This is a genomic window from Micromonospora sp. SL1-18, assembly GCF_047921505.1.
In the GTDB taxonomy this organism is placed as follows: Bacteria; Actinomycetota; Actinomycetes; order Mycobacteriales; family Micromonosporaceae; genus Micromonospora.
Genome location: NZ_JBLROA010000003.1, coordinates 109,237 through 123,224 on the forward strand (window position 1 = coordinate 109,237; position 13,988 = coordinate 123,224).

A 13,988-nucleotide genomic window follows, 5' to 3' on the forward strand; every position below is an offset into this window, starting at 1 on the left:
TGGCGCGGTGGCAGGTCAGGCGACGCCGGCCGGACGGAACTGGACGCTGACCCGGGGCCCGACCGGGCGGGTGGTCTTGGGCACGGCGTGCTCCCAGGTGCGCTGGCACGAGCCGCCCATCACGACCAGGTCGCCGTGCCCGAGCGGGAACCGCAGGCTCTCGCCGCCGCCGCGGGGACGCAGCAGCAGGGTGCGGGGGGATCCGAAGGAGACGATGGCGACCATCGTGTCCACCTGCGCCGAGCGGCCCAGAGTATCCCCGTGCCAGGCCACGCTGTCCCGCCCCGACCGGTACAGGCACATCCCGGCGGTGACGAAGGGCTCGCCCAGCTCCGGCGCGTAGTGCCGGGTCAGCGCGGTGCGGGCCGCGCCGAGGATCGGGTGCGGCAGCGGTCGCCCGGCGCCGTACCAGCAGAGCAGCCGGGGCACGTCGACCTCGGCGTCGTACATCGTGCGACGCTCGGCGCGCCAGGGGACCTCCCGCAGCAGCACCTCGAAGACCTCGTCCGAGCCGGCGATCCAGCCGGGGAGGTGGTCGACCCAGGCACCCCGGGTCAGCGGGTGCCGACGCAGCCGGCCCGCCAGCGGGCCCAGCGACGGGGACGCGGCGACGTCGAGCATCGACGGCTGGTACGCGGTCCCGGTCATTCCCTCACCCTACCCGCCGCGTTGGCACAGGTGTACGACGGACATTCTCGTTGCCCGGCGGTCATCTGCCGCACACGTCGTCGTCGCCGTTCGTCGCCATGGTCCGCCTATGGTGAGGCCTCTCCGCCCGGGTCCGGGCGGGTGGCGTCCGAGGAGAGACCACCCGTGCAGAGCAACTCGACCCGCGCGCCGGCGACGCCCCCGCCGGTGGCGAACCCGGACCGGCCCGCGTCACCCCCGGCGTCGCCGCGCCCACCGTCCCGCCGGGTCACCGTCGCTGCGCTCTGGCTCGCCGCCGCCTGGCTGCTGCCCGTCCTGGCGTACGCGCTGGGTGCGGCCGCCCTGCTGCCGCCGCTGGTGCTGGCGCTGACCGCCGGGCTGCTGCGCGGTGGCCGTACCCTGCTCGACCGGCTGGTGCTGGCCACGGCCCTGCTGCTCGGCGCGGTCGCCGCCGCCGGGCTGCTCTTCTCCGGGTGGCCGTGGGGGCTGCATCCGGTGCCGGTGGCAGGCACCGCGGGTACCGTCCTGCTCGGCGTCGCCCTGGCCACCGGCCGGCGCCCCCGCTGGCCCCGACCCGCGGCGACCGACCTGCCGCCGGTGCTGGCGGCGGTGGCCGCGGCGGTGGCGCTGGGCTGGCCGTACCTGCGCGCCGGTGACCTGGCCGGTCGGCTGGCGTACGCGATGATCGGGGAGGACAACAGTCGGCACCTGGCTGCCGTGGAGGGGATCCGCGCGGTCGGCGGGTACCTGTTCACCGACCCGCAGGCCGCGGCCAGGGTCGCACCGGAGGCGATGACCTGGTATCCGCAGGGCTTCCACCTCACCGCCGCGCTGCTGGACACCTTCCTGCGCTCGTCCACCGCCCCGGCCGATCCGGTTGCCGCGCTCGACCACTACCTGGGCTGGGCGCTGTCCGCGTACGCCCTGATGGTGCTCGCCCTGGTCTGGGCCGCGACCCGGATCGCCGGGCGGCAGCTCGACCTGGCGCGGACCTGGGCCGTCGCCGGCGTGGTGACCGCGTTCTGCATCGGCTCGGAGCTGGCCCGGTTCGTGGTGTACGGCTACCCGGGCGAAACCCTCGGCCTGGCGCTCGCCGCGTTGCTGGTGGCGGTGCTCTGCCGGCCGGTCGCCGGCATCGGCACCCAGCTCTGCCTGGTCGGCGCGCTCTGCGTCGGTGTCGGCTTCGCGTACCTGATGTTCCTGCCGGTGGTGGGACTGCTGGTGCTGGCCTGGCTGGTCCGGCAGCGCCGGGCGGTGCTGCGCCGCCCGTTGGTGCTCGCCGGGGTGGCCCTGGTCGCCGTGCCGCTGATCCCGCTGAGCAGCATCGGCGGCCTGCTCAACACCGACCAGATCGACAACGTCGCCACGGGTGGCACGGTGGAGCCGCGCTACGACGCGTTCCTGGCGCTCACCGCGCTGGTCGGCGCCGGCCTGCTCGCCGGCGGCCTGCGGCTGCCGGTGTGGCGGCGCTACGCCGGGGCGCTCGGCACGGCCGTGGTCTTCGTGCTCGGCTTCCGGATCTGGTTCCACGTGCTGGACACCGATCCGCGCTACTACTACGGCAAGACCCTGCACCTGCTGCTGATGCTGCTGCTGGTCGGCATCGGCGCGCTGGGCCTGCTGCTGCCCCCGCCGTGGGCGGCGGCCGGCCGGCGGCCCGGGCCGCTCGCCCGACTGCTGGTGGCGGCGGCCGTGGTGGTCGCCGCGGCCGGGGTGGCCGGGCTGCCCGGTGGCACCGGCATGTTCGCCCAGCCGCTCGACCACCGCACCACCACCTGGGCCTCGGCCTGGTGGTCGGGACGGCTGGCCCGCCCGGGTCCGGCGGAACTGACCGTCCGGGCGCTCGCCCAGGCCCCGGTGGAGCCGGGCACGGTCACCGTGGTGGCCAGCGGGAAGCGGCGGGAGGGCTACCTGTGCAGCCTCTTCGTCGCCACCCTCCAGGGCACCGCCGGGGCGTCCGGCCCGGCGTACTACAAGCTGCCGCTGGCCGAACCGGCCCGCTCGGCGGCGGTGGTGGCGGCGGTGCCCGGCCGGATCCGCTTCCTCGCCGCCGACGACGACGCGGAGGCCGTGGTGCGGCAACTGCTCACCGACCGCCCAGAGCTGCGGACCCGGGTCCGCCTGGAACGCCTCCACTGATCCGCGGGCCCGACCTGCCGCGGCGCGGGTCGATCTCCGTCGGGCGGTGTCGGTCTCGGACCCCGGCCGTCGGCCGGGCGGTCAGTGGGGCGCGGGGGTGGCGAGCAGGGCGAGGACGGCGTCGACCACCCGGGCCGGGCCCCGGCCGTCCACCGTGGACCAGCCCCGGGCGGAGAGGTCGGCCCGGCGCTCGGCGGAGGTGAGCAGCTCGCGCAGGATCCGGAGCGCGCGGGTACGGGCGGCGTGGCCCTCCGGCCCGGCGGCGACGAGCGTGGGCAGCTCGCCGAGCCCGGCGGCGACCTCCTCCCGGATCACCCGGTGGTACGACTCGCGCTGGTTGTCCACCACGCAGACCAGCGCCGACGGGGCGCCGAGACAGCAGAGTTCCCAGGTGGACGTGCCGGCGGCGGAGACCACCAGGTCCGCCGCGGCGATCAGTTCGGGCAGCGTGTCGGTGGGCGGCACCGGCCGCAGGGTCTGGCCCCGGCCGGGACGCAGCGCCACCAGATCCGCCTCGAGCGACTCCCGGGCGACCACCACGGTCAGCTCCATCGGCTGCCCGGTGGCGAGCAGCAGGCGGGCCAGCGGCGGGGCGGCGCCGAACGCGTCGGTGCCGCCGAAGAAGGCGAGCACCCGGGGCCGGGCGGCGCGTGTCGGCGGTCGGGGCGCCGCCGGCCGCCGGCTGAGCACCTCCCGGCGGAGCAGGGCGTACCCGGTGCCGGCGAGCAGCCGGTCGGCCGGCGCGACGGTGTCGGCGCCGAGGTTCTGGTCCAGGTAGAGGTCCGCGTCCTGGCCACGGGTGTCGCCGTCGACCACGGCGAGGGTGCGGATACCGGCCGCCCGCAGCGCCCCCGCGCAGGCCGGGTCCAGCTCGTACGAGTCGAGGACCAGCACGTCCAGCGCGTGCTCGCGGGCCACCGCGACCAGACCGGCCGGGGTGTCCGGGCCGGGGTGGTGCGGGATGCCCCGGGCGGCGAGCTGCCGGGCTGCCCAGTCCACGCCGGCCACGCTGCCGAGCAGCTCCACGTGCGCGCCCCGGGCGAGGAACTCCTCGCCGAGGGCGAGACAGCGGACGAGGTGGCCGACCCCGCGGCGCGGTCCCGCGTCGCAGCGCAGCCCGACGCGGACGGTCACGACTCTTCCAGCCGCTTCTGCCGGACCCCGGCGTTCAGCGCCCGCAGTCCCGGCTGGCCGTCCAGCCAGTCGGCGAGCTTGGCCAGCGGCACGCTGGCGTCGCCGAAGTGGTCGGTCACCGCCCGCAGCAGCGCCCAGTCCTGCTCGGTGTCCAGGGTGAGCCGCAGGTCGGAGCGGTCCGGGGTGAGGGTCACCCCGAGCACCCGGAACAGCTCGGGATGGGTGTACGCGTACGAGGTGACGTGCACCCGGTGGTGGTCGGTGGCGATCCGGTGCAGGGTGCGCAGCGCCGCCGCGTCGATGATCTCCACGTCCACCCCCCGGGGCAGGGTACGGGCGATCGACGTGCTGACGTAGTCGAGCCCGGGGACGGCCCGGTAGACGTCGGCGACCAGCCGGATGATCTCCGGGTCGAGCAGCGGGCAGTCGGCGGTGAACCGGGCCACCGCGTCCCCCGGGTGGGCGTCGAGCGCGCCGACGAAGCGGTCGAGCACGTCGTCGACCGGCCCGCGATGACAGGGCACGTCGAGCCGGGCGCACTCGGCGACGACCGCGTCGTCGACCGGATCGGTGCTGGTGGCCACCACGAGGTCGGCGAGGACGCCGCTCTCCCGGGCGGCACGGACCACCCGGCCGAGGACCGTACGGCCGGCGAGGGGACGCAGCACCTTGCCGGGCAGCCGGGAGGAACCCATCCGGGCCTGGACGATGCCGACGATGCGGGTCACTGCTGCTCCTCCCGTACCACCCGGCGGCGCAGGGCCTGGCGCAGCCGGCGTTTCCCGGCCCGGGCAGCCCGCTTGGCCCACCTCGCCGGGGTGATGACGAGCCGACCCACCCGGTAGCTGACCGACCCGTTGAGCAGTTTGATCATGGCGTCGGCCCGGCGCAGCGCACGCTCCCGGCTGGTGAGCAGGTCCTCGGTCCAGCCCAGCACCGCGCGTACCCGGCCCAGCTCCTCGCGCTGGCGCAGCCAGGCCTCCCGGAGCTGCTGGTAGCTCTCCGGGCCGGGCGGCGGCGAGGTCGGCTCCAGCGCGCCCAGCTCGTCGACGAGCGTGAGCCGGCCCTCCGCGTCCAGGCCGCGCAGCGCGGCGACGACCGCCGCCTCGGTCTCCACCGCCGCGGCCACGGTGGCCCGGTCCAGCTCCCGGCCGGCCATCCCGCCGAGTACGACGGTGAGCCCGGCCAGGTCGAGAGTGGAGGTCCACGGGTGGGCGTAGCCGCCGGTCACCAGGACGCTGGCGAAGCGCCACAGCGTACGCGCCAGCGCCACGTCCACGGCGAGCGGCTCCGCGGCCTGCCAGCTCGGGTCGAGGACCGCGAACTCGTCGCCGGCCACCACCACGTTGTCCACCCCGGCCAGCGCCGGGGCACCGGAGACCCAGCCGTCGACGGCGTGCGAGTCGAGCCAGCGGGCGTAGCCGGAGAGCAGCGTGCGCACCGTGTCCAGGTCCCGGCGCAGGCAGGCGTCCAGCAGCAGGGTCCGCAGCAGCCGGCCCGGCGGCACCGGCCCGGTCAGCGCACCCGCGTCCCGGTACGCCGCGGTGCGGCTGGCGTACGGCCCGACGCTCGGCTCGGCCCGGGTCGGCGGGTCGGTGACCCGCCAGTGCCAGCCGTGCGCGGCGGCCACCACCTCGATCACCCCGACTCCCGGCGGCCCGGTCTGGGCCAGCGCCACCGGCAGGTCGGCGCGGTCCGCCCCGGGGACGGCGTCCCGCCGGGCGAGCACCACCCAGGCGGGGGCGAGCGCGCCGGCGAGCCCGGCGTGCAGGGCGTCGACCGCGAGCCGGGCCGGGTCCTGGAGCACCCGCCGGTCGGCGTACCCGCCGGTGCAGGCGCCGTGCAGCACGGCGTCGAACAATCCGACGGAGGTCTCCCGGTCGAGGTCCCCGGTGGCCACCATCGCGGTCACCGCGGCAGGGTGGGGATACGCGGCGAAGCAGGCGTCCGGGGTGAGGCCGGCGCCGGTGAGCCGGCCGCGCAGCTGGTCGAGGTTGGCGGGGTGACCGCTGTCCAGCACCCCGTCGATGGTCCACGCGGCGTCGTCCCGGTCGGCGTACCAGGGGGAGACGTCGACGATCCGGTGCAGGCCCACCGGGTTGTCCAGGCGCAGCAGCAGGGTGCCGCCCGGGCGCAGGGTGCCGACCAGCGTGGCGAGCACGGCTTCCCAGCCGAGCCGGGCCCCCTCGATCGACTCCACCGGGTCCAGCCCCGAAGCGGCGATCACCACGTCGTACGTCTCGCCGGCCGGCAGGCCGGCAGGCCCACCGACGATCACCCGGACCGCCCGGTCGGCAGCGAGGCTGGCCAGCGCCGCCCCGTCGAGGTGGCTGCGGAGCAGGCAGGTCACCTCGGCGTGCGCCAGCTGGTCGAGGAACGCGGGCTCGTGCGGCCCGGCCAGCAGCACCCGGGCGCCGGCCGGCACCACGCGGGCCGCGAGCACGGCAATGGGCCCACCGCCGGCCGGCCCGTCGGCGGTACGCAGGTCGGACCAGGCCAGCATCTCGCCGCCGGGCAGCATGACTCGTCCGGCCTGGGCAGTGTCAGTCGTCAACGTCGTTCTCCTGGAGGTGCGCCCAGCCGAGCAGCTCGCGCAGCTCTGCCGGGGCGCAGCGGTGGTCGGTGCCCAGTTCGGCGCGGGCGAGCTCGACGGCGGTGGGCAGGTCCACCGACTCGCCGTGCAGCTCCGGCCACTGACGGCGGATTCGGGCGGTACCGCCGAAGGTGGGGTCCTCGTCGGCGAGCACCATCGGGTCGCCGTAGACGGCCGGCTCGCAGCCGGCGGCGATGCCGTAGAAGATGGCGCTGGTCAGCCGGTTGGAGGCGACCCGCTTGTGCCGGCGCAGCTCGGTGAGCTGCTTGTCGATGAAGAGCGGATCGGTGTCCCGCCACCAGTGGCCGCGATAGCCGTGGCAGATGACCCGGAACCCGGCGCGCTCGTAGAGCCGGCGCACCCGGCGCATGCCGTATTCGTGCCAGTAGAGGCAGACCGTCACCGGGCCGGGCTCGGTGTCCCGGATCCGGGCGATCAGCTCCCGGTGGTCACCCTTGACGTGCTGCCCCTCCCAGCCGTGGAACGGGTACCAGATGGTGCCCTCCCGCGCCGGCGGCTCGGTCTCCTCCGGCTGCGGCGGGTCCTCGGGACGCAGTGCCAGCAGGTAGGTGAACGGCGCGCCGATGACCGCCACGTTGCGCCGCCCCACCGCCCAGGCCCGGCGGCGGGTCTGCTCGGACCAGAGCAGGCTCGGCGTCCGCTCGACGTACGGGTGGCCGGGCGCCAGCCCGTCCCCGATGTTCCAGCCGTGCTGGACGTAGCCGTTGATCCGGGGCGGGTGCCGGTCGCCGAGCCCGCAGTAGCGGGCCAGCACGTGCCCGTGCCCATAGAAGTGGTTGGCGTGATGCATCGCTCTCCGTCTCAGGCCGCACTCGCTGCCGGTGCGCCTCGCAGCGCGGTGGCGAGGGCTTCCACGACCCGCTCCTGGTCGGCGTCGCTGAGCCCAGGGTAGAGCGGCAGGGAGAGCTGCTGCTCGTAGAACGATTCGGCGATCGGGCACGATCCGCGCCGGTAGCCGAGGTCGGCGAAGGCAGGGTGCCAGTGCACCGGGATGTAGTTGACCTGTACGCCGATGCCGGCGGCCCGCATCCGGTCGTAGACCTCGCGCCGTCGTCCGTCGAGCACCCGGATCGGGTACAGGTGCCAGGCCGGCCGGGCCCAGGAGCGGTGGGCCGGGAGCAGCACGCCGGGCAGGTCGGCGAGGGCCTCGTCGTACCGGCGGACCAGGCGTTCCCGGGCGGCGAGGAAGTCGCCGAGCCGGCGCAGCTGGCTGCGGCCGAGCGCGCAGAGCACGTCGGGCAGCCGGTAGTTGAGGCCGAACTCGTGCACCTCCTGGTGCCAGCCGCCCTCGTCCGGCCAACGCTGTTCGGCCCGGTCGCGGACCAGTCCGTGGTTGCGGAACCGGCGGGCCCGTTCCAGCACCGCGGGGTCGGTGGCGGCGACGGCCCCGCCCTCGGCGGTGGTGAGGTTCTTCGTCGGGAAGAACGAGAACGTGGTCAGGTCGGCCAGCGAGCCGACCGGCCGGCCGCGGTAGTGGGCGCCGATCGAGTGCGCGGCGTCGGCGAGCAGCAGCGCGTCGCTGCCCGCGAGGGCCCGCCGCAGGGCGTCGTAGTCCGCCGGGTGGCCGGCGTAGTCCACCGCCGACACCACCCGGGTACGCGAGGTGACCGCTGCGGCGGCCGCCGCCGGGTCGAGGGTGAACGTCTCCTCCTCGACGTCGGCGAAGACCACCTTCGCGCCGAGGGCCACGGCGGTGCTGGCGGTGGCGGCGAAGGTCATCGGGGGCACCACCACCTCGTCGCCGGGGCCGACACCGGCCGCCGCGTACGCGGTGTGCAGCGCCGCCGTGCCGTTGGAGACCACCGCGCAGCCGACGCCGCCGGTCCACCCGGCGAGGTCGTCCTCGAACGCCTGCACCTGCGGGCCGGTGGTGAGCCAGTCACCGCGCAGCACCTCGGCGACCGCGGTGACGTCCTCCTCGACGATGTGCTGGCGGCCGTACGGCAGCAGCGCCGTCACGTGGTGATCCCCAGCATCTCCCGCAGCTGCTCCGGGCTGAGCCACTGGTCGTTGTTGTCCGACTGGTACGCGAAGCCGTCCGGCACCGGCTCGCAGCCGCTCGGCGGCTGGTAGCCCCAGGTGGCGATGGTCGGCTGCACGATGAACCGGTCGGCGGCGCGCAGCGTCCGGCGGCTGTCGTCCGGCGCGATCATCTCCTCGTGCAGCTTCTCGCCGGGGCGGATGCCGACCTCGTGGGTGGTGGCGTCCGGGGCCACCGCCTCGACCAGGTCGAGGATGCGCATGCTGGGGATGCGCGGGACGAACAGCTCACCGCCCTGCATCTGGTCGAACGAGTCCAGGACGAACCGGACGGCCTGGTCCAGGGTGATCCAGAACCGGGTCATCCGCTTGTCGGTGATCGGCAGGCTCTTCCCCTCGGCGGCGAGCCGGCGGAACAGCGGCACCACCGAGCCGCGGCTGCCCATCACGTTGCCGTAGCGGACCACGGCGAACCGGGTCGGGTGGTGCGCGGCGTAGTGGTTGGCCGAGATGAAGAGCTTGTCGCCGACCAGTTTCGTCGCGCCGTACAGGTTGATCGGGCTGGACGCCTTGTCGGTGGAGAGGGCAATGACCTTCTGTACGCCCGCCTCGATGGCCGCGTCGACGACGTGCTGGGAGCCGGTGATGTTGGTGGCGATGAACTCCGAGGGGTTGTACTCGGCGGTGTCGACCTGCTTGAGGGCGGCGGCGTGCACCACGTGGTCGACGCCGTGCATCGCCCGGGTCAGCCGGTGCCGGTCCCTGATGTCACCGATGAACCAGCGCAGCCGCGGATCGTCGCCCAGCTCCTGGCGCAGCTCGTACTGCTTGAGCTCGTCCCGGGAGAACACAACCACCCGGGCCGGCGTGGCCTCGGTGAGGACGTGTCGGAGGAAGGTCTTCCCGAAGGAGCCCGTCCCCCCGGTGATCAGAATGGAAGAACCATTCAACGCACTCAATTGGCGCTCCGTTCCTGGGTTCTGATGACGGGTGGCACGCTAGGTGTGCTCGGTAAACATCTCGACGCCCGATGGTTAACTCCGGTAGCTGGCCGGATGAATGCCGCCCGCCCTGCGAGCCAACCGTTTTCGGCAGGTTATCGTCCTGATGGCGCGGTTTTCCTCGGCCACACTCGGCCGTCGAACCGGCCGTACGAGCCGGCCGGCGAGGAGAACCACAATGGAGCTCGAACAGCTTAGGAACGTCTTCAGAAACGCTCTGGAATTGCCAGGTGAATTTCAGGTGGACGATCTGGAATATCGCGGCAACGACAAGTGGGAGTCGCTCACGCACATGCGGCGAGTCGGGGCATCCCCGCACCTGGGATGCCCCGACTCGCCGCGATCCGCGACCGGGACCTGCCCGGTGACCCGGGTCGGTCAGATCTGGTCCCAGGCCAGCGGGGTGCCCCGGGGCACGTCGCGAGCGAAGGTCCGCCCGAGCACCCGGTCCAGCTCGTCCGGGTGCAGCCCCCCGGCCGGCCGGATGGAACGAACGTTCGCGCTGGTCACCGGCTCGCCGGCCCGGACGTCGGCGACCACGTGCAGGGACCGGCGGAAGCGCAGGCCCTCCCGCTCGGTGGGGGTGGGGCCGACCACCGCGCTGCCCAGCGCCGCCCAGGCCCGCTCGGTCTCCACCCGCAGCGCGGCCAGCTCCGCCGGCTCCAGGGAGAAGTCCGAGTCCACGCCGCCGTCGGCCCGGGCCAGCGTGACGTGTTTCTCGATCAGGCAGGCACCGAGCGCCACCGAGGCGACCGGCACGCCGATGCCGGGCGTGTGGTCGGAGAGCCCGACCGGCAGGCCGAAGACGTCGGCCAGCACCGGCACCCGACGCAGGTTGCTGTCCTGCGGCGGCGCCGGGTAGGAGGCGGTGCAGGCGAGCAGCACCACACCGTCGGCGCCACCCTCGCGGGCCGCCCGGACGGCGGCGTCGATCTCGGCCATCGTGGCCATCCCGGTGGAGATGACCATCGGCTTGCCGGTGCTCGCCACCAGCCGGATCAGCGGCAGGTCCACCAGCTCCGACGAGGCGATCTTGTACGCCGGCGCGCCTAACTCCTCCAGCAGCTCCACCGCGGTGTGGTCGAACGGCGAGGAGAAGACCGTCAGCCCGTGCCGGCGGGCCCGCTCGAAGATCGGCGCGTGCCACTCGTACGGCGTGTGCGCGCGCTGGAAGAGCTGGTAGAGGTTCTCCCCGCCCCACAGGTCGTGACCGTCGGAGATCCGGAAGGCCGGGCCGTCGTGGTCGATGGTGATCGTGTCCGGGGTGTACGTCTGCAGCTTGAGCGCCTGCGCCCCGCTCTCCGCCACCGCGTCCACGATCTCCAGCGCCCGGTCCAGGCTGCCGTTGTGGTTGCCGGACATCTCGGCGACCACGAGCGGCGGCTCGCCGGGACCCACCAGGTGCGGCCCGATCTTCACTGTGCTGGTCATGTTCCCCTGCTCATTTCCGTCCACACCACCTGGTGCGGCGTACCGTCGATCTCCCGCTCGTAACGGCGGACGATCCGGAAACCGAAGCGCCGGTGCAGCGCCAGCACCGGCTTGTTGTCGGCGAGGGTCTCCCCGCCGAGGGTCCGGGCCCCGAGCGTCTCGAACGCGTGCGCGATCGCCGTACGCTGCAGGCCCATCCAGGCCCGCAGCAGCTCGCCATGCTCCTCGAGGCCGTCGAGGTCCAGGTAGAAGCCCCAGACCAGGGCCTTCTCCGGCGACGTGACGCCGGAGAAGGTCACCACGCCGGCCGGGCGCCCACCGTGCAGGTGGATGAGCACCCGCCGGTCCGGGTCCGCGCGGACCGCCTCCCACCAGGCGAGGTGCTCCTCCGGGCCGATCTCGTGCTGGGTCAGGCTCACCCCGCGTACCTGCGGGTGGTTGCGCCAGCGGCGCATCCGGTCGAGGTCCCCGACTCCGGCCGGGCGCAGTGTCGCGGTCACTGCCGCCCCGCCATCGCGCCGGGTTGCTCGGCGGGCACCGCCACCGGCTCGGTCGACGGGGCGGCGGTGGGCGCCGGGAGCAGCCGGCCGGCGATCTGGTGCACTGCCCGCAGCGCCGAGTACGCCAGGTAGCTGTTGGCCGCGACGAGCCGGTGCTTGAGGCCGCCCACCCCACCGGGGCGGGGGTAGTCGCCGGCCGGCCGGTGGCGGCGGTAGTGCCCGGCCACCCGCCGGAAGAACGGACGGCGCAGCGCCGCCGGCATCCGGTGGTCGTTGCCGACCACCACCAGCAGATGGCTGACCATCAGCGCGAACAGCTCGGCCCGCAGCGCGGTGTCGTCCGGCCGGGTGGCGGACAGCCAGCCGAAGAGCCGGTCGTACTGGTCGAAAACGTCGAAGTGCCGGTCGCTGCGGGTGGAGGTGATCGCGCCCGGGCGGCCCTGGCGGTAGCGGTAGCAGATCCGGTCGAGCACGGCGATCCGCTCCGCCGCGATGAGCAGCGGGTGGCTGAACGGGATGTCCTCGTACCAGCCGGGGAAGAAGCGCAGGCCCAGCTCGGTCAGGAAGGCCCTCCGGACCACCTTGTTCCAGGCGGTGTGCTGGACCCGCAGCAGCTGGGGCCGCTCGGCCAGCCGTACGCAGCCGTCGACCCCGCGCAGCAGCGGGCTGCTGGCGTCGGGCTCCAGCCGGCCGTCCTGATGCACCCGGAGGTGGTCCAGCAGCAGCACGTCCGGCCGGTCCGCGCGCAGCCGGGCCAGCACCTCCGGCATCGAGCCCGGCGGAAGCCAGTCGTCGCTGTCCACGAACCAGACGTATTGCCCGGTCGCCTCGTCCAGCCCGGCGTTGCGGGCCAGGCCGAGGCCCACGTTGCTCGGCATCGTCACGATGCGCATCGTCGGTCGGCCGGCGGCGTACTCCCGCAGCATCTCCCCGCAACGATCGGGCGAGGCGTCATCGACCGCGATCACCTCGACATCGGCGGCGTCGGCGGCCCCGAGGCCGCCGAGGATCGAGTCGAGGCACTGGTACAGGAGAGCTTCCACACCGTGCACGGGCACGACGACGCTCAGCAGTGGGTATCGAATCTCGGTGGCCACCCGGACACCATCGAGGGCCCGGGTGGCCAGGTCCGAAACCTGACGTGGCCCGCCGAGGTGCGGTCGCTGAACAGCCTGCGAGCGGGGGGTTAACGTCCGAGTAACCGGCGCACCCGGCCGTTCACCGCCTCCTTGACCCGGGTGTGCAGGCGGATCGAGCGCAGCGCGACCACCTCCTGCTGGAGCTCCGTGTGCTGGTCACGCAGCCACTGCAGGCGGGTGAACAGGTCGTCCCGGTCGAGGGCGTGGTGCGGCCGGACCGCCGGTGGGAAGGAGGCCGCCCGGACCTGCTGGTCGAAGCGGCCCGCGCTGTCCCCGTCGGCGAACGCGTTCCCCAGGTCGTGCCGGTCGAGGAAGCGGATCATCGTCGCGAAGCGGGCCTTGTGCCCCTCGTTGAGCGCGGTGTAGTCGGCCTCCTCGTAGAGCTCGGCGGCGTCGACGTCGGCCGGCACGTCGCCCATGATCCGGTGCGGGATGTCGAAGTAGCGGGCCAGCTCCAGGGTGCGGGAGTCGTGGGCGAACAGGTAGCCGGGGGTGCCGGCGAGCAGCGCGGTGATGGTGCCGTGGATCCGGGTGCCGAACGCGAAGTCGAAGCCGGACAGGTACTCCATCCAGGTCCACGGGTCGACGAACATCCGCACCTTGTCTTCGACGAACAGCGGATGGCTGCTGTGCACCGGCATCGCGCTGCTCTTGTTGCGGTGCTCCGCGGCGTCCCCGTACAGCAGGGTGCCCAGGGTCCGCAGGTCCTGCGGGAGGTAACGCAGGTTGGGGTAGCGCTCGTGATGGTGGGTGACGATCTTCGCCATCGGCTTGACGTACGGCGAGATGGTCAGCGCGACCCGGTCCTCCCGGCCCAGCGCCGCCCTGCCCTTCTCGATGCGGAGGCTGTCCCCGTGCAGGAACATCGACGGGCAGCCGATCTGCTCGACTGCCGAGAAGCCGAGCGTACGCAGGTAGTCCTCGGTGACCTCGCCGCGTACGCCGATGCTGTGCGAGCGGTCGAGCACCGCCCGGCAGAAGGCCTTCACCGCGTCGTCGATCGGACGCAGGTACTCCCGGTCGCCGTGCACGTTGGTCTGCGTGCCGACGCCGAGCACCACCACGGGGATCTTCAGCTTCTCGATCAACCGGGTCATCGACTGCAGCCGGTCGAGGTAGCTGCGCCGGAACGCGTTGGCCAGCGGCACCACGAAGACGTCGTACTTCTCGTTGAGCTCCCGCGGGTCGTACGAGTCGGACCGGTACTCGGTCGGGGTGATCTCCGCGGTCGAGGTGGCCAGGAGCTTGTGGGTCGCGTGGCCGAAGACCAGATTGCCGCCGTTGTCGGCGAGCCAGTTCCGCTCGAAGGTCTCCTCCGGGCTGACCACGTCGAACGGGCCCTTCCGGGCACGCAGCAGGATCCGCTGGTGCATGCGGTGTCCACCTTTCCTCCCTGGACACC

The 13,988-nt window shown here is 73.8% G+C and carries 12 protein-coding genes; 1 reads left to right on the forward strand and 11 read right to left on the reverse strand.

Features of this window, described 5'->3' with window-relative positions; genetic code table 11:
- Nucleotides 1–15 precede the first annotated feature (15 nt).
- On the reverse strand, nucleotides 16–648 hold the full coding sequence (locus ACNAW0_RS02275; RefSeq protein WP_416285963.1) for an alpha-ketoglutarate-dependent dioxygenase AlkB: 633 nt from the start codon (nucleotides 646–648) through the stop codon (nucleotides 16–18).
- 165 nt (nucleotides 649–813) lie between these two features.
- Between ACNAW0_RS02275 and ACNAW0_RS02280 the strand changes: the two genes are divergently transcribed.
- Nucleotides 814–2,787: a hypothetical protein gene (locus tag ACNAW0_RS02280; protein WP_416285964.1), complete on the forward strand. Its 1,974-nt coding sequence runs from the start codon at nucleotides 814–816 to the stop codon at nucleotides 2,785–2,787.
- A gap of 81 nt (nucleotides 2,788–2,868) precedes the next feature.
- Here the strand turns inward: ACNAW0_RS02280 and ACNAW0_RS02285 are convergent, their stop codons facing one another.
- The 10 genes from ACNAW0_RS02285 to ACNAW0_RS02330 form a co-directional block, all read right to left on the reverse strand.
- Entirely contained in the window at nucleotides 2,869–3,921 is a 1,053-nt protein-coding gene (locus tag ACNAW0_RS02285) for a PseG/SpsG family protein (RefSeq protein ID WP_416285965.1), read from the reverse strand.
- The gene (locus tag ACNAW0_RS02290; protein WP_416285966.1) at nucleotides 3,918–4,649 is read right to left on the reverse strand and encodes a cytidylyltransferase domain-containing protein; all 732 of its coding nucleotides are present in this window, start codon (nucleotides 4,647–4,649) and stop codon (nucleotides 3,918–3,920) included. Before ACNAW0_RS02290 ends, ACNAW0_RS02285 begins: the two co-directional genes overlap by 4 nt.
- Entirely contained in the window at nucleotides 4,646–6,475 is a 1,830-nt protein-coding gene (locus ACNAW0_RS02295; RefSeq protein WP_416285967.1) for a class I SAM-dependent methyltransferase, read from the reverse strand. The genes ACNAW0_RS02290 and ACNAW0_RS02295 overlap by 4 nt, the downstream gene beginning before the upstream one ends.
- On the reverse strand, nucleotides 6,465–7,325 hold the full coding sequence (locus ACNAW0_RS02300) for a hypothetical protein (RefSeq protein ID WP_416285968.1): 861 nt from the start codon (nucleotides 7,323–7,325) through the stop codon (nucleotides 6,465–6,467). The genes ACNAW0_RS02295 and ACNAW0_RS02300 overlap by 11 nt, the downstream gene beginning before the upstream one ends.
- Before the next feature lie 11 nt (nucleotides 7,326–7,336).
- On the reverse strand, nucleotides 7,337–8,494 hold the full coding sequence (locus ACNAW0_RS02305; RefSeq protein WP_416285970.1) for a DegT/DnrJ/EryC1/StrS family aminotransferase: 1,158 nt from the start codon (nucleotides 8,492–8,494) through the stop codon (nucleotides 7,337–7,339).
- On the reverse strand, nucleotides 8,491–9,474 hold the full coding sequence (pseB, locus tag ACNAW0_RS02310; protein WP_416285971.1) for a UDP-N-acetylglucosamine 4,6-dehydratase (inverting): 984 nt from the start codon (nucleotides 9,472–9,474) through the stop codon (nucleotides 8,491–8,493). The genes ACNAW0_RS02305 and pseB overlap by 4 nt, the downstream gene beginning before the upstream one ends.
- 420 nt (nucleotides 9,475–9,894) lie before the next feature.
- Nucleotides 9,895–10,947 carry a pseudaminic acid synthase gene (gene pseI, locus ACNAW0_RS02315; protein ID WP_416285972.1) on the reverse strand — a complete coding sequence of 351 codons (1,053 nt, stop codon included), beginning with the start codon at nucleotides 10,945–10,947 and terminating at the stop codon, nucleotides 9,895–9,897.
- Nucleotides 10,944–11,447 carry a GNAT family N-acetyltransferase gene (locus ACNAW0_RS02320; RefSeq protein ID WP_416285974.1) on the reverse strand — a complete coding sequence of 168 codons (504 nt, stop codon included), beginning with the start codon at nucleotides 11,445–11,447 and terminating at the stop codon, nucleotides 10,944–10,946. Before ACNAW0_RS02320 ends, pseI begins: the two co-directional genes overlap by 4 nt.
- The gene (locus ACNAW0_RS02325; RefSeq protein WP_416285975.1) at nucleotides 11,444–12,544 is read right to left on the reverse strand and encodes a glycosyltransferase family 2 protein; all 1,101 of its coding nucleotides are present in this window, start codon (nucleotides 12,542–12,544) and stop codon (nucleotides 11,444–11,446) included. The genes ACNAW0_RS02320 and ACNAW0_RS02325 overlap by 4 nt, the downstream gene beginning before the upstream one ends.
- A gap of 89 nt (nucleotides 12,545–12,633) precedes the next feature.
- The gene (locus ACNAW0_RS02330; protein ID WP_416285976.1) at nucleotides 12,634–13,959 is read right to left on the reverse strand and encodes a polysaccharide pyruvyl transferase family protein; all 1,326 of its coding nucleotides are present in this window, start codon (nucleotides 13,957–13,959) and stop codon (nucleotides 12,634–12,636) included.
- Nucleotides 13,960–13,988: the final 29 nt, after the last annotated feature.